Below are 19485 nucleotides of genomic sequence, written 5' to 3' on the forward strand. Positions count from 1 at the left end.
CAGGCGATCAGTTCGCCTTGGTGAGGCCGGTGCGGGCCATCGCGTCCAGGTAAGCGACGTGCATCTCGTCGAGGTACTGCTGCTGGCGGGCTTCGGTTCCGGCGAAGGCGCGGCCGCTGAGCGAGCGGACCTTGTAGGTCTTCAGGCCGCGGCGCCACAGCAGCGGCACCTCGGTTTTCAGGAGGAGCTGGGCCAGGCGGTTGGCCTCGGTACCGTGGGCCACGATCACCGATGCGCGGGGAACCAGCGCGAGGAACTTCAGCAGCGGCTTGAGGCCGGCGGAAATCTGGTCCGGCGTGAACTTGCCGTTCGGCTCGCCGGGGGTGTGCCACGGGTGGACGTTCCACGGCATAACGAATTCGGGGCGGAGGCCCAGCTTCCACTGCACGCCGAGCATGCGGGTGGCGGCTTCGCTGTCTCCGGCGGTGATGAAGCCGGATTCATCGGCGGTTCCGATGTTGGAGTACAGGCTGATGATGCGGCACTCGTCGACGTCGTGCATCGGGTCGACGTAGGGGACAACGGTGTCCGGCTTGACGCCCTGCAGGGTGTCGCACAGCTCGTTGACAGCTGCGACGTTGGGTTCGTAACGGCGGCTCAGAAGCTGCTCGCGGAAAGATTCAGTAGCCAAGGCTGTCATGTATTGCTGTGTCTCCTGCGGGATCGGTGACGCTGCCACACCAGACGCAGGCATGCCAAATACCGGGCACGCCTAGGTACGGTGTGGTTGAAAATGTGGTGAGTGGACCGATTCCTGATCGATCCTTATCAGTCTATCAAGCCCTGCGAAATGCCGGGCCGGTATCTCGCGGATCGGGTCCAGGGGACTCCCGCAGCCCCCTGGACCCTTCAGCCGGTCAGCCGGTCACTGCCGCAGTGGTGGCTTTCTCCCCGCTGTCGGACGCTGCTGCCGGGTAGATCGTCTCGGACGGCGCACGGTTGGTGGCTTTGGCCCAGGGGTAGTAGACCGCCATGGTGACGAGGATGCCCACGATCCAGGAAATGTCCGCTCCGCCGAGCCACTTGGTGACCGGGCCCGTGTAAAGCGCCTGGGCGAGGAACGGCACCTGGACCAGGACGCCAATCGCGTAGGAGGCCAGGGCAGGGACGTTCCAGCGGCCGTAGCGGCCGTCCGGGTTGTACAGGGCCGGGATGTCCAGCCGGTCGCGGGAGATCTTGTAGTAGTCCACGAGGTTGATCACGGACCAAGGCGTAAAGACCATCAGCAGCAGCAGGACGAAGTTCTTGAAGACGTTCAGGAAGTCCTTGCTGGCGAAGAGTGCTATCAGCACGCTGGCTGTGATGACGGCGATGATGAAGACGATCCGGGCTGCCCGCGACACCGAGTCCCGCCGATTGATGGCCGTGCTGATGGTCACCGAGCACATGAAGGCACCGTAGGCGTTGAGGCAGTTGACGGTGAGCTTGCCCGTGACGATCACGAGGTAGATGAAGATCGCGATCAGCCCGCCGCCGGCCAGGTCTCCCATGTAGCCCACCTGGTTCTTGAGGAAATCGCCGCCCAGGCCCGCGGCCGAAAGCCCGCCCGCGATGGCGCCCAGCGTCATGGCCCATTGCGCGCCGCCCACCGAGCCGGCGAACGTGTACCAGAAGGTTTTCCACTCAGAGGTGGCCTGGGGCAGGTAACGCGAGTAGTCGGCGACGTAGGGGCCGAAGGTGAGCTGCCATCCTGCGCCCAAAGCTATGGCGGTGAGGAAGGTCGGCCACTCGAAGCCCTTGAGGAACATGATCTGGCCCACGTCGAACCTGGTGAACACGGCAACCGTCAGGTACAGGAAGCCGGCGAGGCCCACCACGGTGGCGATGCGGCCCAGGGCATGGATGTACTTGTAGCCCAGGATTGCCAGGAACGCGGTGGCGGCGCCAAAGATCAGGATGCCCACGGCCGGGGCCTCCACACCCAGCATGAGGTTGATGGCCTGTCCGGACAGCACCGTGCCCGTCGATGCAAAGCCGATGTACATCAGGATCACCAGGACCAGCGGAATCACTGCTCCGTAGACTCCGAACTGGGCCCGGCTCGAGATCATCTGGGGAAGTCCCAATTTCGGCCCCTGGGCGGAGTGCAGCGCCATGACTGCCCCGCCGACCACGTTGCCCAGCAGGAGGCCGATGATGGCCCAGAACGCGTCCGCGCCGAACACCACCGCCAGGGCGCCGTCAACGATTGCGGTGATCTGTGCGTTCGCTCCGAACCAGAGCGTGAACTGTCCCCTAGGGTGGCCGTGCCGCTCGCGGGGCGGGATCATCTCGATTGACCGGGCCTCGACCGTAGTGCTTCCTGCTGCCATGGTTACTCCTCGTGCTGGCTGTTATGTTCTATGTCACAGGGTCGGGGACCGCAGAACAACGGCAATGTTCCGTCCTATGTCGCAAATACCAGACAGCCCGGCGTGTCGTCCGGAAGAGGCCGACGCCGTGGTCCGGGCCCATATCGGCTAAACTTGGGTGGTAAGAGCCCCGGAACTCTTGCGCTGTGACTGTCGGCCTGGTGGCCGGACGGGCGCGGCAGTGGAATTCGGGGCATTCTCATGAACGGCGCTGTCCCTTGGCGGGTCACCTTGGTGAACCGGCTGCGGTCCGGCCCGAACGAATGGGGGAGGATCCCATGCCAGCAATCGTGATCGTCGGAGCCCAGTGGGGCGACGAAGGCAAAGGTAAAGCCACTGACCTGCTTGGCGGCCGCGTCGACTACGTGGTCAAGCCGAACGGCGGCAACAACGCCGGGCATACCGTCGTCGTGGGCGGTGAGAAGTATGAGCTCAAGCTCCTTCCTGCCGGCATCCTGAGCCCGAACGCAGTTCCGATCATCGGCAACGGCTGTGTGGTGAACCTCGAGGCCCTGTTCCAGGAGATCGAAGGGCTCGAAGCCCGCGGCGCGGACACCTCCAAGCTGCGCGTCTCAGCGAACGCCCACCTCGTGGCGCCGTACCACCAGGTGCTGGACAAGGTCACCGAGCGGTTCCTGGGCAGCCGTGCCATCGGCACCACCGGACGCGGCATCGGCCCGGCCTACATGGACAAGGTGGCCCGCCTGGGCATCCGCGTCCAGGACGTCTTCGACGAGTCCATCCTGCGCCAGAAGGTGGAAGGCTCGCTGCGCCAGAAGAACGAGCTCCTGGTCAAGGTCTACAACCGCCGCGACATCGAGGTGGAGGAGATCGTCAGCTACTTCCTCTCCTTCGCGGACCGCCTGCGCCCGCTGGTCATCGACAGCACGTTCGTCCTGAACAAGGCCCTGGACGAGGGCAAGGTGGTGCTTATGGAGGGTGGCCAGGCCACGTTCCTCGATGTGGACCACGGCACGTACCCGTTCGTCACGTCCTCCAATCCGACAGCCGGCGGCGCCTCCGTGGGCTCAGGCATCGGCCCCACCCGGATCTCGCGCTCCATCGGCATCATCAAGGCGTACACCACCCGCGTGGGCGCCGGCCCGTTCCCCACGGAGCTGTTCGACGAGATGGGCATGTACCTGCAGAAGACCGGCGGCGAATTCGGTGTCAACACCGGCCGTCCGCGCCGCTGCGGCTGGTACGACGCCGTCCTGGCCCGCCACGCTTCCCGCGTCAACGGCTTCACGGACTACTTCGTCACCAAGCTTGACGTGCTCACCGGCATCGAGCAGATCCCGGTCTGCGTGGCTTACGACGTCGACGGCGTCCGGCACGACGAAATGCCGATGACGCAGACCGAGTTCCACCACGCCAAGCCCATCTTCGAGTACTTCGAGGGCTGGACCGAGGACATCACCGCCGCGCGGACCCTGGAGGACCTCCCGGAGAACGCCCGCAACTACGTGCTGGCCCTGGAGAAGCTGTCCGGCACGCGCTTCTCCGCCATCGGCGTTGGCCCGGACCGCGACCAGACCATTGTGGTCAACGACCTGATTCAGGACTGAACCTGACAGGGTCAGGCTGAAACGCAACCCACGTCCGACGGCGGCGGGTCACCTGGAGAGGTGGCCCGCCGCCGTCGTCGTAGTGTATTGCCGGCTATTCGGCCTGTTTGTCGCGCAATTGGAGCAGGTGCTGCTGCAGTTTCGCCTCGGCGTCCCGGCGTCGGCGGGCCTGCTCGCCCATGGCGCGGGTCGCTGCGGACCCGGTATTGATCAGTCGCGTCACATGTTTCGGGGCTGCTGCCGCACCAGCGGCAGAGACGGCCATCACTTCCTCGCTCATGCCCGTATCCTGACATCCGCCGCCCGGCTCTGGTAACCCTTGCGGGGAGAGCGTTACAGGATCGGAACCTGCCAAGGTGCCCGCCTCAGGCGGCGAGCCCCCGGAGTGGCGGGGTCGATGCGTAGCGGGGCAGGCAATCCGGGTGGCCCCTGCCGCCATGACGGGTACCTGTCACTCGTGACCTGCCCGTCCGCTGTTCCTATGTTGGACTCACCGGCGCTTCGCGGGGAACGGGAACCCTCGAAGGTTACTCACCGGACCGCCAAGGAAGAGGTGGACATCATGGGTCTCAGCTTGAAGTCAGACACAGCGAAAACGGGGTCAGCGCCGGAGTCGCCGGACCGGAACGCGCGGCAGGAACAGGGCCCGCGCCGTTACCGCGCACGTATCAACCGCGAACCGGTCCTTGACCGCATACGGGTGCAGGAGCTGGCCGGGGGAGTCCATTCCCAGAGCCGGCTTCTCGAATTCCTGAACCTGTTCCTGGTGTTGCTCCCGTCCAGGGTCAGTAACGTCGTGAGCGCGCTGGACAGCGGCGACCACGAGGCGGCCAGCGCCGCGGCTCAGAGCCTGGCGTCGTCCGCAGCGATGGCGGGGGCCGCCCGGCTCGAAATGGTTGCCTGGCTTGTTGACGCTGATCTCCGCGTCGGGCGGATGGACCGGGCACGGGAGACGGGCCGCCGGCTTGGCCCCGACGCTTCGGAGCTGGCATCGGCGCTGTCCCGCCTCCTGACGGGCTCCTGACTCAGCCGTCAGCGCGAGGCAGCCGCAGCCGTGAGGTCCCCCCACGGTCCGGGCAAAAACCTTTTGGAATTTTTTGGATTTCGCGTAACCCAAGGCCGTGCCGTGACGATTACCACTATGAAAGCGCCGGGTTCGAAGTTGTCCCCCATCAGGTTCGAACCCGGCGCTTGACTGCAAAAATAAGCGCCGGGCCGGAACTGTCCCCCATCAGATTTCCGGCCCGGCCCTTTTTGTCCGACGCCGGTTCAGCAGGGAGCCGGCCCGGGAGTGAGTGGTATCTGCCGGCCTTTTCTTCTGGTTACTCGGGGTAAAGTTGTTGGGCGGGATGCAACCCCGCGCCGCCACTTGATGGCCATACACCGATGTAGCCATCTCCCTTGACCGAAAGCCATACGTCCGTGACAGACGCACTGACCGACGATTCATTGCATGCCCTCAGGGGACGCGATGGTGAGTTGTTCAATCTGGTCTACCGGAGCTTTGCGTCGCAGGTACTGGGGTACCTGACCGCCCGGGGTGTCGAGGACCCGGAGGCCACCATGCAGGATGTTTTCCTGGCGGTGCTGCCCCGGATCGATACCATCAGCGGCGGTGCCAACGGGCTTCGGACGTTCCTGTTCTCAGTGGCGCATGCACGGATGGTCGACGACCACCGAAGGCAAAGCCGGACCCCCGCCAAACAACCCTTCGAACCTGAACTTGACCGGCGGGAATCCTCCTCGGCGGAAGCAGCGGCCATGCTGCTGGTGGCGCCGGGGGAAGTGCTGGCGCTGCTGGAGGTACTGGGCGAGGACCAGAGGGAAGTGCTGACCCTGCGGATCATTGCAGATCTTACCGTGGACCAAGTGGCCGAAATTATGGGGAAAAGTGCCGGAGCCGTAAAACAGCTTCAGCGACGTGCTTTGGACAGACTCCGTGAACATTCGGCCGTAAAGGACTACGTGGCGCCATGACAACCAGGGAAGAATTTTCCGGGGGAACCGTTGACCAGCTCTTGCTTGACGCTGGCCACGCGGACGTGCCCGAGCTCAGGGCCGCTCTCCTGTCGATTGCCTCGCTGGCCCAGCTGCAGCCTCCTGCGCCGGGGCCCGAGCTGGCCCTTATGCTGGCCGGTTCGCGGGATGAACTCACCCGGCAGCGCTGGCTGCGCAAACACCGTCCCGCGGTGGTGGGACTCGCGGTCCTGGCCGGCATGGGTCTTGGAGTCACCGGTGTCGCAGCTACCAGCCAGGTGTCCGGAGACGGCGCCGGGCCGTGGTCCGTCCAGCAGCTGACCACCGACTGGGCGCCCGGCTGGAGCCTTCCCCTGGCGCCGGAGGCCGCGGATCAGAACGGACGGATCAGCTGGGTTTCGCCGCTGTTCCTGCAGCTTGAACGGGCGCATGCTGGGGCCGCACCCGAACTCGGTGAGCCTGCGGCTCAAAGTGCTGATGCAGAAGCCGCGGCTGCCGAGCCGGAGGCTCCCATCACGTCCGCACGCGAGAATCCGTCCCCGACCGGCAAAGGCCGGGTTCCGGGAGCCACCCTGAACGGCAATCCCGGGCAGTCCAACCAGGGCAAGTCCGGCCCGGGCAAGGCGAACCACGGCAAGGCCGGGGTTGGGCAGGTGTTGACTGGGCGTGCCCCGGATCAGGCCGATGAAGAGGCTGCCGCTATTGCGCCTGGTGCGGCCGAAGCCGATGCAGCGGAAACCGGCGACGGAGCGGAACTCAGCGACGGAGCTCCGGAATACGAGGGGACGGACACCGCAAAATCCGGTGTAAAGCTGGGTTCGCCCGTGGAAACCGCGATCGATTCCACGGTGGATCCCGCCCTGGATGCAGTCAGCAGCTGGTTGGGAAAGTTCCGGCGATAGCCCTCGCACCCTAATTCGCGCGAACGGACACTTGAGGCCCTGGAAACCGCCCGCCGCCCCCGAAAACGCGGGCCTCAAGTGTCCGTTCGCGCTAAAACGGCTGTGGTCAGGCCAGGACCTGGCGCTTTGAGGAGATGACGCCGGTGTCGAAGCCGGCCAGGTGGAGTCCGCCATGGAACCTGGCGTGCTCGATCTTCACGCAGCGGTCCATCACCACGTTGAGCCCGGCCGTTTCAGCGTCGGCGGCCACGTCCTCGTGCCAGGAACCCAGCTGCAGCCAGAGGGTCTTGGCGCCGGCCGCGATGGCCTCGTCCAGGACGCCCGGGAGGTCGTCGTGCTTGCGGAACACATCCACGATGTCCGGGCTTTCGGGAAGGTCGGCCAATGAGGCGTAGGTCGGTTGGCCAAGGATCTCCTTCACAACGGGGTTCACGAAGTACACCTTGTACCGCGTGGAGGACTGCAGGTAGGTGGCTACAAAGTAGCTGGCCCGCGAAGGCTTGTCCGAGGCACCCACAATCGCAATGGACTTCGCCTGCCGAAGCAGGTTCAGGCGCTCCGGCGCCGAGGGGCCCTGCCAGATGCGGTTTTCCGTGCTCATGAAAGGGCTCCAATAGTGCAGGTGTCGGCCGGTTCCTCGAGGACGACGGCGTCATCCGCCGTGGCCTTCTGTGCTTCCGTCAGGGCCTGGTCGAGGTCCCAGAGAATGTCCTCGATGTCCTCGAGCCCGATCGAAATCCGGACCAGGTCTTCAGGGACGCCGGCGGCTTCCAGTTGGGCCGGGCTCAGCTGCTGGTGGGTGGTGGAGCCGGGGTGGATGACCAGCGTGCGTGAGTCGCCAACGTTCGCAAGGTGCGAGGCCAGCTGGAGCGACTCGATGAACTTCTGCCCGGCCGCGCGGCCGCCCTTCACGCCGAAGGAGAACACCGATCCGGGGCCCAGGGGCAGGTACTTCCGCGCCCGCTCAAAATGCGGATGGGACGGCAGTCCGGAGAAATTCACGTAGGCCACGCGATCGTCGGCCTCAAGCCATTCGGCCACGGCCTGGGCGTTCTTCAGGTGCTCGTCGAGCCGCTGCGGAAGCGTCTCCACGCCCTGCAGCAGCTGGAAGGCGGACTGCGGTGAGAGCGCGGGACCGATGTCGCGCAGCTGCTCGCAGCGGAGCTTGGTCAGGAAACCGTACTCGCCGAAGTTGCCCCACCAGGAGACGTTGCCGTAGGAGGCCACCGGCTCGGTCATGGTGGGGAACTTGCCGTTGCCCCAGTTGAACCGGCCGCTCTCCACGATCACGCCGCCGAGGGTGGTGCCGTGGCCGCCGAGGAACTTGGTGGCGGAGTGGATCACGATATCCGCGCCGTGCTCGATCGGCCGCACGAGGTACGGCGTGCTCAAGGTGGCATCGACCACCAGGGGGATGCCGGCGTCGTTCGCTACCTTCGCCAGGGCCGCCAGGTCCTGGACCTCCGACGACGGGTTGGCCACCACCTCGACGAAGATCGCCTTGGTGTTCTCCCGGACGGCAGCGGCGTAGTCCGCGGGGTCGGTGCCGGGAACGAACGTGGTGTCCACGCCGAAACGGCGCAGGGTGACGTCCAACTGGGTGACTGTTCCGCCGTACAGCTGGGAGGCTGCCACAATGTGGTCGCCCGCCTGGGTGAGCGCGGCGAAAGTGATGAATTCCGCGGCCATGCCCGACGACGTCGCGACCGCGCCGATGCCGCCTTCGAGGGACGCTATGCGCTCCTCGAAGGCCGCTACGGTGGGGTTGCCGATGCGCGAGTAGATGTTGCCGTACTTCTGCAGTGCGAAGAGGTTGGCGGCGTCCTGGGTGTCCTTGAACACAAAGGATGTGGTCTGGTAAATGGGTACGGCACGGGCGCCGTGCTCGGCGTCGGGGGTGCCGCCGGCGTGCAGGGCGCGGGTGCGGAAGCCGAACTTGCGGTCGGCCATTACGCGTTCACCAGCCCGGCATTGGCGGCAGCAACGGGTGTACCGGACAAGTCCAGTTCGGTGCCGTTCCTGCGGGCCAGGTCCGCTTCGAGCTCGCGGACGATCGGCAGGATGTCCTGGCCGAACGCGGCGACTTCCTCCTGGAAGTGCAGGTAGCCGGTGAGGAACAGGTTCACGCCGATCTTCTTGTACGCCACGATCCGCTCGGCGATCTGTTCCGGCGTGCCGATCAGCTGGGTCTTGAAGCCGTCGTTGTACTGGACCAGGTCCTCGAAGCTCGAATCGGCCCACATGCCCTTGCCGTCCTTGGTGGACGCGCCGGCTTCCTGGACGGCGTCGCGGAAGCCCTGGACTGCGGGCTTGTGAGCCTTCGCCACGATTTCGCGGAGGGTGTCGCGGGCTTCCTTTTCGGAGTCGCGGGCGATGACGAAGCCGTTGAGGCCGAACTTTGGCGAAGCCAGTGCACCTTCGGTTCCGCGCTGCGTCTCTCCGGCGGCCGCAACCACCCCTGCGATGTTCTCCTTGAAGCCCTCCAGGTCCTTGCCGTTGGAGAAGTACCAGTCCGCCACGCGGCCGGCGGTGGCCTGGGCTGCGGTGGAGTTGCCGCCGAAGAAGATCTCCGGGTGGGCGCGGCCCGGAACATCCACCGGGGCCGGGTTCAGGGTGAAATCGGTGATGTTGTAGTACTTGCCGGACTGGCTGTACTCCTGCTCGGTCCAGAGTCCGCGGAGGACCTTGATGAATTCCTCGGTGCGGACGTAGCGTTCATCGTGCTCCAGCCATTCGAGGCCGAAGTTGGTGAACTCGTTCTTGAGCCAGCCGGAGACGATGTTCACGGCGGCGCGGCCGTTGGAGATGTGGTCCGCGGTAATGATGTATTTGGCCAGCACGCCGGGGTGCCACATGCCGGGGTGGACGGCGGAGATGACCTTGATCCGCTCCGTGGCTGCCAGTAGCGCGAGGCTGAAGGACGTTGCCTCGTGCTGCTTGTCCGCACCGTAGGAAGCGGCGTAGCGGGTCTGGGTCAGGGCGTATTCGAAGCCGGAGTTCTCGGCGATCCGGGCCAGCTTCTTGTTGTAGTCGAAGTCCCAGCCGGTGCGCTGTTCGATGGTGGAGACCACCAGGCCGCCGGATACGTTGGGCACCCAGTAGGCGAACTTAAGCGGCTCGGAAAGACGGGCAACGTTGCTGATGTCGTTCATGATTCTTCCTTTACTTCTGTCCGTTGCGGGGAGACGCGGCGGCGTAGCCGGCCACGGCCTCCTGGATTCCGGCAATCGCCGGTTCGTTCTGGAGTGATGTTGTGTCGCCGAGGGCGGTGCCCTCGAAAAGCTGGGTGAGCAGCCGGCGCATGATCTTGCCGCTGCGCGTCTTGGGCACGTCGGGAACCACGACGACGTCGCGCGGCTTGGCAATCGGCCCGATCTCCTTCGCGACGTGGTTGCGGAGGTCGGCGGCCACATCCGTGGGTACCCCGGCCTTCAGGACAACGAAGGCGACGACGGCGTGGCCGGTCTTGGGGTCCGTCACCGGACAGACGCCGGCCTCCACCACCGACGGGTGGGAGACGAGGGCCGATTCGATTTCGATCGTGGAGAGCAGGTGGCCGGAGACGTTGAGGGTGTCATCCACCCGTCCCAGGATCCAGATGTCGCCGTCGTCGTCGTATTTGGCGCCGTCGCCGGCCAGGAACCAGCCCTGCTCGGCATACTTGCGCCAGTACGAATCGAAGTACCGCTGTGGGTTGCCCCAGACGGTGCGGGCAATCGCGGGCCCAGGGGCGTCCACCACGATGAATCCCTGAACGCCCGGCGGAACCGTATTGCCGGCGTCGTCCACGATCCGGGTGCTGACGCCGGGCAGCGGGCGCGCAGCGCAGCCGGGCTTGAAGTCCGTGTCCGTCGGGGCGGGGGAGAGGATGGTGGCGCCGGTTTCGGACTGCCACCACGTGTCCACTACGGGTGCGGTGCCGGCGCCGACGTTCTGTCGCAGCCAGCGCCAGGCTTCGGGGTTGACCGCTTCGCCCACGGTTCCGAGCATCCGGATGGAGGAGAGGTTGTAGGTGTCGGGGACGCCGTCCGGGAACCAGCCCATGAGTGAGCGGACCAGGGTGGGTGCCGTGTAGTACTGGGTGACGCCGTAGCGTTCGATGATCTCGAAGTGCCGGCCCGGGTGCGGGGTGTTCGGCGTGCCTTCGAAGATCACCTGGGTAACGCCGTTGGACAGCGGGCCGTAAAGCTCATAGGTGTGCGCCGTGACCCAGGCCAGGTCCGCTGTGCACCAGTGCACGTCCTGGTCCCGGAGTGCCGGGTCCGGGTTGCTGAACAGGTGCTCGAAGCTCCAGGACGCCTGCGTCAGGTAACCGCCGGAGGTGTGCACCAGACCTTTCGGCTTACCGGTGGTCCCGGAGGTGTACATGATGAAGAGGGGAGTCTCGGCGTCGAACGCCTCGGCCTCGTGGACCTCGGAGGCCTTCCCGACGACGTCGTGCCACCACACATCGCGGCCTTCAGTCATAGGGACATCTGCCAACTGGTCCGCGGGGGTGGTGCGGTTGACTACCAGGACGTGCTCGACGGCGTTGTCGCCGGCAACCGCCGCGTCTGCGTTGTCCTTGACCGGAACGGCCGCGCCCCGGCGGAACTGGCCGTCCGTTGTGACCAGGAGCTTGGCCCCGGTGTCCTCCACGCGGAATCTCAGGGCCTCGGCGGAGAAGCCGCCGAATACGAGGGAATGGACGGCACCGATGCGGGCCACCGCGAGGGTGATGATGACGGTTTCGGGGATCACCGGGAGGTAGATGACCACGCGGTCGCCCTTGGTGATGCCCAGCGCGAGGAGCGCGTTGGCGGCCTTGGATACTTCGCGCTGGAGTTCTGCGTACGTGATGTCGCGGCGGTCGCCGGGCTCACCCTCGAAGTGGAGCGCTACCTTGTCCCCGCGGCCGGCGGCAACGTGGCGGTCCACGCAGTTGTAGGCGACGTTGAGCTTGCCGCCCTCGAACCAGGTGATGTCGGGACCGGTGCCGGCTTCCGGATCTGCCGGGATGCGCCGGTGGGCGGTGTGCCATGGCTTGCCGTTGATGTGGCCGTTGGCCGGTCCTTCGGCGGACGCCGCCCAGTCGAGGCGGAGGGCCTGTTTTTCCCAGAAAGCTACCGTGTCGGCCACGGCCGTTGGTGCGGTGCCAGGCTGGGCGGTGGTGCCGCGGTGACGCGCCGGCCCGTCAGTGGGGACGCCGTGCACTGCGCCGTCCGTGGGCTCGGTCAGGGACCATCCCGAAGAGCCGCGAGAGGAGCCGGGCGCGTCACGCAGCCCTGCTTCGTTCGCCGTCGCGTCCGAAGTGGTTTGTGGGGTTGTGGCCTCGGACGGAATCCGGGCAAAGGTGGGCACGGCAGAAGTAGTCTCAGGGGTCATTACAGCACTCCATCGGTCCTGGCAGTAGCACCCGTAGTTCCTCGTGGTCCAATCGAAAGCCCAATCGGAAGCTCAGTCGAAAGCGGAGGAACAGTCACGTGGGAATGGTCGTCTCACGTCACCGGGGGTTGCTGCGGCTTCATCGATCCAGGTCTCTCGGCCGCTCGGGATGGTCACTACCAACTAGAACGGAGATGCACGATTTCACAAAATCCGGCCGTTCCGCGCTGTAATATTCGTTCATCGCCGGAGGCGGCCGGGGAGCTCATTCATTTATTCGACAATTGGCCTCAAAGGCCGCAGGAGTAAGGTTGATGTATGGCCCACGTTAACGATCCGGCAGTCATTGACCGCCTCATGCGAACCAAAGGCACGTGGGCAATCGTGGGCCTCACCACCAACGAGTGGCGCTCGGCGTACGACGTCTCGCTGTTTGTCCGTGACCGGATGGGGATGGAAATCATTCCGGTCAACCTGCCGGGTGACGACGTCCACGGGGAGAAGGGCTACCGCTCCCTGCCGGACATCCCCGCCGAAAAGCACCCGATCGACGTCGTGGACTGCTTTGTGAACTCCCACAGGGTGGGGGCTGTCATCGACCAGGCGATTGCCGTGGGCGCCAGGGCGGTGTGGCTGCAGCTCGGCGTCTTCGACGACGCCGCCGTGGACCGTGCCAAGGCCGCCGGACTGGATGTGGTGGTCAACTCATGCCCCGCCCGCGAAGGGTGGCGGGTGGGCATCTAGCGGCGCCACCCAGCGGCACCCACCCGGAAGAACTGCACAGCACCGGTGCTGCCCGCACCGCCGGATAGGCTCGTGTCATGGACGTTGCCACCCTCCGCGAGATCTGCCTGAGCTTCCCCGGTGCCTTTGAGGACTTTCCGTTCGGCCCGGAGACGTCCGTTTTCAAGGTGCGGGCGGCCGTGGCGGGTGGTGCGCGGCAGGACGCGAAGATGTTCGCGTTATCCGCCATGGACCCGGCGGACTGGTCCGTGAGCCTCAAATGCGAGCCGGCCCTGGCGGAACAGCTGCGGGCGATCCATCCCGAGATCACCGGCGCCTGGCATATGAACAAAACGCACTGGAACGGCGTCCGGCTGGACGGGGCGCTGCCGGATGACATGATCCGGGACATGGTGGAGGACTCTTACGATCTGGTGGTGGCCTCACTCAGCCGAAAGCAGCGGGAGCAGCTGGGCTGGGCGGGCCTGGCCCGGGGTGATGGCGCATGAGCGGTCCCGGCGCCGGACGCATAGTCCGCGGCGAACTGAACTATCCGGGCATTGGCTCCACCGAGCACGGACAGCCCCCGGAGGGCTACCCCTGCGTGGTGACCCGGGCCTACCTCGGCGAAGGCCTGGCACTGTACCGCAGGGTGGCCCAGGGAATCCTGACCTGGCAGCTGCAGAAGCGGTCCGGGCTGCGCGTCCGTACCGACTCCGACGTCGTGGTGCCCGGCGCCCGCGTGGTGAGCGGATTCGGCGTCGGGCCTTTCCGGATTAACGCCCCCTGCGAGGTGGTGTGGGTGCACCGGCCGGTGCCCGGGGATGGTCCGCAAAGCGCTGGTTTCGGGTACGGAAGCCTGCCCGGGCACCCGGTGCGCGGGGAGGAATCGTTCGAAGTCGAAGTTGACGGACAGGAGCGGGTGTTCCTGAAAATTACCGCCTTCAGCAGGCCGTCCAACTGGTTCTACGCTGCCGGCAGCGCGGTCGCGGGACGCGCACAAAGACATGTCACTTCCCGATACATTGGGAGTGCACACGAACTGGCCGCAGGTGAAAGCTGATCAGGAGCAGGTGGATGCTGGAACAGAAAACCCTTGACCAATTGTGGAACTTCGACGATCCCGCCGGATCGGAAGCCCGTTTCCGGGCGGCTGCTGAAGACGGAAAATACGACGCCGACGAACAGGCCGAGCTCGCAACCCAGCTTGGGCGGGCCATCGGACTGCAGGGCCGCTACGAGGAAGCCGACGCCCTGCTGGATTCGATTGATGCCGACGAACCCACTGTGGGTGTCAGGGTGCTGCTGGAACGCGGCCGGCTGCTGAACTCCAGTGGCCATGCGGCGATGGCCGTGCCGCTCTTTGAACAGGCGGCGGAACTCGCGGACCACCTCAGCGAGGAGTTCCTCGCGGTTGATGCGCTGCACATGCTGGCGATCGCGGACTCCGCGCATGCCGAATCCTGGACCCGCAGCGCCCTCGAGTACGCCTCCACGGTGCACGATCCGCGGACCAGGCGCTGGATGGTCTCATTGCACAACAACCTCGGCTGGACCATGCACCAGGCCGGGCGTTTCACCGAGGCCCTGGTCGAGTTCCAGCTGGCGGAGCAGTGGGCGGAACGGGTGGGCACGCCCCAGCAGCAGGAATGGGCCCGGGAGGCCATCGACGAGTGCGAGCATTCCCTCGCCGCCGGGCTCACCGGACAAACACAACGAAAGGCATAGCCCCGCATGATCTTCATTGTCGTCAAATTCAAGGTCAAGCCTGACTGGTCCGGAAAGTGGCTCGGCCTGGTGGAGGACTTCACTAGGGCCACGAGGCAGGAGCCGGGCAACCTGTGGTTCGACTGGTCCCGCAGCGTCGAGGACCCCAACGAATTCGTCCTCGTGGAGGCCTTCAAGGACGACGCCGCCGGTGACCATGTCAATAGCGCACATTTCCGGAAGGCCATGGCGGACATGCCGCAGGCCCTGGCCGAGACGCCGCAGATCATCAGCCGCCAGCTCGACGGCGACGGCTGGGACCGCATGGGCGAACTCACCATCTGACCCGGTCCTGACCGCGTCGATACGATTAGTCCATGTGGATCGGATGGATTGAGTTCGACATCCTGCTGGGCGACGTGCACAGCCTCAAGGAGAAGCGGTCCGTGGTGCGGCCGCTGCTCGCGGAGCTGAAGCGCCGCTTTGAGGTCTCAGTGGCCGAGGTGGGGGACCACGAGCAATACCGGCGGACGCAGCTGGGCGCCGGCCTGGTGGGAGCCGACCGGGCGCACGTCGTGGAGGTGCTCACCGCCGTCGAACGCTTTGTCGCCTACCGCCCCGAACTCGAACTCCTCAGCGCCCGCCAACGCGAGCTCCGCAGCGACGACTGACCCGATCGATTGCTCCACAGGCGCCCTTTTGAACGCTCATAACGGCAGTTACGGAGCAGTCGATGGAGTTTGTGGATAACTTCTGCGGGCTCAGGCGGCATTCTGCTCTCATGAACCCATGAAGACTGCACGTCCGCTGCCGGATGATTTTCAGGACCGACCCTTCACTGTGGTGGATGCGGCTCGCGCCGGGGTGTCGCACAAGCGGCTGCGGCACCGCAGCCTGTATCGCCTGGGCAAGGGGATCCGATCGGCAAGCCCGACGGCGGAGCTCCCCTTGAGCATCAGGGTGCGGCCTTTCATTGAGGTCAATGAGCGATGTGCCGCATCGCACCTCACCGCGGCGGAACTCCTCGTGCTGCCGCGACGTCAGCAGAAGGGATCACCGGATATGTTTCATGTCATCAGGCCTGAGGGCGAGGCCCATCTGAATCGGCCGCATGTCATCGTGCACCGGATGAAGCTGTTCAGCGACGAGGTCACCGTAGTCGACGGGATCTCGGTGACAACACCGGAGCGGACCTGGCTGGACATGGCGGAAATGCTGTCAGTCGACGAGCTTGTGGCCATGGGGGACAGCTGCGTCCGGGTTCCCCGGCCGCATCTGGAAGATCGCGACATGCCGCTGTGCACATTGGCGGACCTGCAGCGGATGATCGACAGGCATAAGGGGAAGCGGGGCCTGCGGAAGGCCAAGGAAGCGATCAAACTTATCCGCGTGGGCTCCGACTCGCCGCAGGAGACCCTCCTTCGCCTTGCGATGATCCGGGCCGGACTGCCTGAACCGGAACTCAACGTCCCGATCATTTCAGAGGATGGGGCCAGGCATCACGAGCCCGACCTTTCCTACCGGAAGTACAAAGTCGGGATCGAGTACGAAGGCGAGCACCACGGGGATGAAGGCCAGGTTGTCCGGGACATCGCCCGTTCTGAGAGGTACGAAGCCCTGGGCTGGACAGAAGTCCGCATCTCCAAGCGCCACATGTTCAACGACGCGAAGCCTGCGGTCGCCAAGATCCGCACGGCGTTGGTCCAGGCGGGGTGGCGGCCTCGAGTTTAACGAACGATTGCTCCGTAACTGCCGTTCCGAGGGTTCAAAAGGGCGGTTACGGAGCAACCGATGGGGTTGGCCTTAGCCGAAGTACTTCGGCAGGGTGGCCTCGTGGGCTTCGCGCAGTGCGTCAAGCGACAGGGCGTCCACGCCGTTGATCTCCAGCTTGCCGCTGGCAGCGTCCACCACGCCGATGCGCGTGTGGGCAAAACCGCGGGCGGTGCACATGTCCGTGAAGCGGACCTCCTCGGAGCGGGGCACGCCAACCACGGCGCGGCCCTGTGACTCGGAGAACAGCGCCGTGAACAGGTCCACGCCGTCGCGGTCCAGAACGTCCTGCAGGGCGATCCGGGCACCCACGCCGTAGCGCAGCGAGGACTCCACGAGGGCCGCCGCGAGGCCGCCTTCGGAGAGGTCGTGAGCCGAATCCACCATGCCGTCGCGGGACGCGTTGATCAGGATTTCACCCAGGGCGCGTTCGGCGGCGAGGTCAACCTTCGGCGGCAAACCGCCGAGGTGTCCGCGCATGTTGGACCATTCCGAACCGTCCAGCTCTGCTGCGGTGGTGCCCAGCAGGTAGATGGCCTGGCCGTCTTCGCGCCAGCCCGACGGCGTGCGGCGGGCGACGTCGTCGAGCTTGCCCAGCACCGCCACTACGGGGGAGGGGTGGATCGGGGTGGTGCCGGTCTGGTTGTACAGCGAGACGTTGCCGCCGGTAACCGGGATACCCAGCTCCATGCAGGCGTCCGACAGGCCGCGGATGGCCTCGGCCAGCTGCCACATCACGTCCGGGTCCTCGGGGGAACCGAAGTTCAGGCAGTCACTGACGGCCATCGGAACGGCGCCGGAGGTGGCCACGTTGCGGTACGCCTCGGCCAGTGCCAGCTGCGCGCCGTGGTACGGGTCGAGGTAGGTGTAGCGGCCGTTGGCGTCGGTGGCCAGGGCAACGCCAAGACCGGTTTCCTCGTCAACGCGGACCACGCCGGCATCGTCCGGGAACGCCAGGGCGGTGTTGCCGCCGACGTAGCGGTCGTACTGGTTGGTGATCCAGTCCTTGCTGCACATGTTCGGCGAGGCGACGAGCTCGGTGACGGCAGCGGCCAGCTCCGCGGGGCCGGAGGGACGGCCGGCGTCCTGAACCGATCCGGTGAAGGAATCAGCCTGGACGGCGTCCTGCCATTCGGGGCGGGCGTACGGACGGTCGTAGACCGGACCGTCGTGGGCCACGGTGCGCGGGTCGACGTCGACGATGACTTCGCCTTCCCACGTGATGATCAGGCGGCCGGTGTCGGTCACCTCGCCCAGCCAGGAGTACTCCACGGCCCACTTGTCCATGACCGCTTCGAACGCGGCGATGTTCTCGGGGGTGACCACGGCCATCATGCGTTCCTGCGACTCGGACATCAGGATTTCGCCCGGGGTCAGGGTGGGGTCGCGGAGCAGGACGGAGGTCAGTTCAACTTCCATGCCGCCGTCGCCGTTGGAGGCGAGCTCGGACGTGGCGCAGGAGATGCCTGCGGCGCCCAGGTCCTGGATGCCCTCAACGAGGGAGCCCTTGAACAGCTCGAGGCAGCACTCGATGAGGACCTTCTCGGCGAAGGGGTCGCCCACCTGGACGGCGGGGCGCTTGGACGGCTTGGTGTCGTCGAAGGACTCGGAGGCCAGCACGGAGGCGCCGCCGATGCCGTCGCCGCCGGTGCGGGCACCGAACAGGACCACCTTGTTGCCCTTGCCCGAAGCGTTGGCGAGGCGGATGTCCTCGTGGCGCATGACGCCGACTGCCAGCGCGTTGACCAGCGGGTTGCCCTGGTACACGGAGTCGAACACCATTTCGCCGCCGATGTTCGGCAGGCCCAGGGAGTTGCCGTAGCCGCCGATGCCGGCAACGGCGCCGTGCATCACGCGGGCGGTGTCCGGGTGGTCGATGGCGCCGAAACGGAGCGGGTCCATGACGGCCACCGGGCGGGCGCCCATGGAGATGATGTCGCGGACGATGCCGCCGATGCCGGTTGCGGCGCCCTGGTAGGGCTCCACGAACGACGGCGAGTTGTGGGACTCGATCTTGAACGTCACGGCCCAGCCGTCACCCAGGTTGGTGACGCCGGCGTTTTCGCCGATGCCCACCAGCATGTCTTTCTTCATCTCGTCCGTCACCTTGTCGCCGAACTGGCGCAGGTGGTTCTTCGAGGACTTGTAGGAGCAGTGCTCGCTCCACATCACGGAGTACATGGCGAGTTCGGCGCCGGTCGGGCGGCGGCCCAGGACCTTGACGACCTCGTCGAACTCGTTTTGCTTCAGGCCCAGCTCGGCCCAGGGGAGTTCGGTGTCAGGAGTCTTGGCTGCGTTCTCCACCGTGTCGATGTTGAACTTCCTGCTGACGGTTTCAGCTGAGGTACTCATTTTGCGCCTCCTACAATCTTGTTCAGGACGGAGGTAAAGAAACCGAGGCCATCGGTGTCTGAGCCGCCGAAACCGTCAAGGGATGCCGGGCCGAACCCGGGTTCCACGGCGTGCTCGGGGTGCGGCATGAGGCCTACGACGTTGCCGGCTGCGTTGGAGATGCCGGCGATGTCGCGGCGGGAGCCGTTCGGGTTGAAGCCCACGTAGCGGAACACCACGCGGCCTTCCGCTTCGAGGGCATCCAGGGTCTTCTCGTCAGCGATGTACTGGCCGTCCTGGTTCTTCAGCGGCACAGTGATTTCCTGGCCCGCAGCGTAGTCGCCGGTCCAGGCAGTGCTGTTGTTTTCCACGCGCAGGACCTGGTCACGGCACATGAACTTCAGGTGGTCGTTCTTGATCATCGAGCCGGGCAGCAGGTGCGACTCGGTGAGGATCTGGAAGCCGTTGCAGATACCCAGGACGGGCAGCTTGGCGTCCGAATTGGCCGCTTCGATGATCCTGGACATCAGCGGCGCGAACCGGGCGATGGCGCCGGCACGGAGGTAGTCCCCGTAGGAGAATCCGCCCGGAATCACGACGGCGTCGACGTCGCTGAGCGTGGTGTCCGCGTGCCAGAGTGCCACGGGAGTGGCGCCGGCCAGGCTGACGGCGCGGGCGGCGTCGCGGTCATCAAGGGTTCCGGGGAAGGTGACGACGCCGATCTTGGCGCCGGCGAGGCGCGGGTTGGCCGCGACAGCGACCGCCTCGCCAATCAAGGGAAGTTCAGTCATC

20 protein-coding genes are annotated in these 19485 nt (G+C 65.7%); 11 read left to right on the top strand and 9 right to left on the bottom strand.

Features of this window, described 5'->3' with window-relative positions; all coding sequences use genetic code 11:
• Positions 1-7: 7 nt before the first annotated feature.
• Together J2805_RS08895 and J2805_RS08900 are read right to left on the bottom strand one after the other, a co-directional pair.
• Positions 8-640: a uracil-DNA glycosylase family protein gene (locus J2805_RS08895; protein WP_309975274.1), complete on the bottom strand. Its 633-nt coding sequence runs from the start codon at positions 638-640 to the stop codon at positions 8-10.
• Positions 641-857: 217 nt separating this feature from the next.
• The gene (locus J2805_RS08900; protein WP_309975276.1) at positions 858-2312 is read right to left on the bottom strand and encodes a purine-cytosine permease family protein; all 1455 of its coding nucleotides are present in this window, start codon (positions 2310-2312) and stop codon (positions 858-860) included.
• Positions 2313-2629: 317 nt separating this feature from the next.
• Here J2805_RS08900 and J2805_RS08905 point away from each other — a divergent pair, with 317 nt between their 5' ends.
• Positions 2630-3919, top strand: coding sequence for an adenylosuccinate synthase (locus J2805_RS08905; protein ID WP_309975277.1), 1290 nt, complete (start codon positions 2630-2632; stop codon positions 3917-3919).
• A gap of 94 nt (positions 3920-4013) precedes the next feature.
• Here J2805_RS08905 and J2805_RS08910 read toward each other — a convergent pair whose 3' ends face one another.
• Complete coding sequence (locus J2805_RS08910) at positions 4014-4199, bottom strand: hypothetical protein (protein ID WP_309975279.1); 186 nt, start codon at positions 4197-4199, stop codon at positions 4014-4016.
• Positions 4200-4400: 201 nt separating this feature from the next.
• On the opposite strand from J2805_RS08910, the gene J2805_RS08915 reads away from it, so the two are divergent.
• The 3 genes from J2805_RS08915 to J2805_RS08925 all read left to right on the top strand — a co-directional run bounded on the left by J2805_RS08915 (position 4401) and on the right by J2805_RS08925 (position 6798).
• Positions 4401-4943: an Hpt domain-containing protein gene (locus J2805_RS08915; protein WP_309975281.1), complete on the top strand. Its 543-nt coding sequence runs from the start codon at positions 4401-4403 to the stop codon at positions 4941-4943.
• Between the two features lie 398 nt (positions 4944-5341).
• Complete coding sequence (locus J2805_RS08920; protein WP_309975699.1) at positions 5342-5896, top strand: RNA polymerase sigma factor; 555 nt, start codon at positions 5342-5344, stop codon at positions 5894-5896.
• The gene (locus J2805_RS08925) at positions 5893-6798 is read left to right on the top strand and encodes a hypothetical protein (protein WP_309975283.1); all 906 of its coding nucleotides are present in this window, start codon (positions 5893-5895) and stop codon (positions 6796-6798) included. The genes J2805_RS08920 and J2805_RS08925 overlap by 4 nt, the downstream gene beginning before the upstream one ends.
• 106 nt (positions 6799-6904) lie before the next feature.
• Here J2805_RS08925 and J2805_RS08930 read toward each other — a convergent pair whose 3' ends face one another.
• Genes J2805_RS08930 through acs form a run of 4 tightly spaced genes read right to left on the bottom strand, consistent with a single transcriptional unit; the run spans position 6905 to position 12162 of the window.
• Positions 6905-7399, bottom strand: coding sequence for a CoA-binding protein (locus J2805_RS08930; RefSeq protein WP_309975285.1), 495 nt, complete (start codon positions 7397-7399; stop codon positions 6905-6907).
• Positions 7396-8748, bottom strand: a complete 1353-nt coding sequence (locus J2805_RS08935) for an O-acetylhomoserine aminocarboxypropyltransferase/cysteine synthase family protein (protein WP_309975287.1) — start codon at positions 8746-8748, stop codon at positions 7396-7398. Before J2805_RS08935 ends, J2805_RS08930 begins: the two co-directional genes overlap by 4 nt.
• Complete coding sequence (gene sfnG / locus J2805_RS08940; RefSeq protein WP_309975289.1) at positions 8748-9950, bottom strand: dimethylsulfone monooxygenase SfnG; 1203 nt, start codon at positions 9948-9950, stop codon at positions 8748-8750. The genes J2805_RS08935 and sfnG overlap by 1 nt, the downstream gene beginning before the upstream one ends.
• Before the next feature lie 10 nt (positions 9951-9960).
• Positions 9961-12162: an acetate--CoA ligase gene (acs, locus tag J2805_RS08945; protein WP_309975291.1), complete on the bottom strand. Its 2202-nt coding sequence runs from the start codon at positions 12160-12162 to the stop codon at positions 9961-9963.
• A 318-nt stretch (positions 12163-12480) separates the two neighbouring features.
• On the opposite strand from acs, the gene J2805_RS08950 reads away from it, so the two are divergent.
• From J2805_RS08950 to J2805_RS08980, 7 genes are all read left to right on the top strand, one after another.
• Positions 12481-12906, top strand: a complete 426-nt coding sequence (locus J2805_RS08950; RefSeq protein ID WP_309975294.1) for a CoA-binding protein — start codon at positions 12481-12483, stop codon at positions 12904-12906.
• Between the two features lie 77 nt (positions 12907-12983).
• Entirely contained in the window at positions 12984-13394 is a 411-nt protein-coding gene (locus tag J2805_RS08955) for an MmcQ/YjbR family DNA-binding protein (protein WP_309975296.1), read from the top strand.
• The gene (locus J2805_RS08960; protein WP_309975297.1) at positions 13391-13948 is read left to right on the top strand and encodes a DUF1990 family protein; all 558 of its coding nucleotides are present in this window, start codon (positions 13391-13393) and stop codon (positions 13946-13948) included. Before J2805_RS08955 ends, J2805_RS08960 begins: the two co-directional genes overlap by 4 nt.
• A 14-nt stretch (positions 13949-13962) precedes the next feature.
• Positions 13963-14613, top strand: a complete 651-nt coding sequence (locus tag J2805_RS08965) for a tetratricopeptide repeat protein (RefSeq protein WP_309975301.1) — start codon at positions 13963-13965, stop codon at positions 14611-14613.
• 6 nt (positions 14614-14619) lie between these two features.
• Positions 14620-14937 (top strand): putative quinol monooxygenase, encoded by a 318-nt coding sequence (locus J2805_RS08970; RefSeq protein ID WP_309975303.1) that lies wholly within the window; start codon positions 14620-14622, stop codon positions 14935-14937.
• 32 nt (positions 14938-14969) lie between these two features.
• Positions 14970-15263, top strand: a complete 294-nt coding sequence (locus J2805_RS08975; protein WP_309975306.1) for a DUF503 domain-containing protein — start codon at positions 14970-14972, stop codon at positions 15261-15263.
• Positions 15264-15381: 118 nt separating this feature from the next.
• Complete coding sequence (locus J2805_RS08980; RefSeq protein WP_309975308.1) at positions 15382-16323, top strand: hypothetical protein; 942 nt, start codon at positions 15382-15384, stop codon at positions 16321-16323.
• A gap of 72 nt (positions 16324-16395) precedes the next feature.
• Here J2805_RS08980 and purL read toward each other — a convergent pair whose 3' ends face one another.
• Positions 16396-18714 carry a phosphoribosylformylglycinamidine synthase subunit PurL gene (gene purL, locus J2805_RS08985; RefSeq protein WP_309975310.1) on the bottom strand — a complete coding sequence of 773 codons (2319 nt, stop codon included), beginning with the start codon at positions 18712-18714 and terminating at the stop codon, positions 16396-16398.
• Entirely contained in the window at positions 18711-19484 is a 774-nt protein-coding gene (gene purQ / locus J2805_RS08990) for a phosphoribosylformylglycinamidine synthase subunit PurQ (protein WP_309975312.1), read from the bottom strand. The genes purL and purQ overlap by 4 nt, the downstream gene beginning before the upstream one ends.
• Between the last annotated feature and the right edge of the window lies 1 nt (position 19485).

This window comes from Arthrobacter oryzae (assembly GCF_031454875.1).
GTDB classification, from domain to species: domain Bacteria; phylum Actinomycetota; class Actinomycetes; order Actinomycetales; family Micrococcaceae; genus Arthrobacter; species Arthrobacter oryzae_D.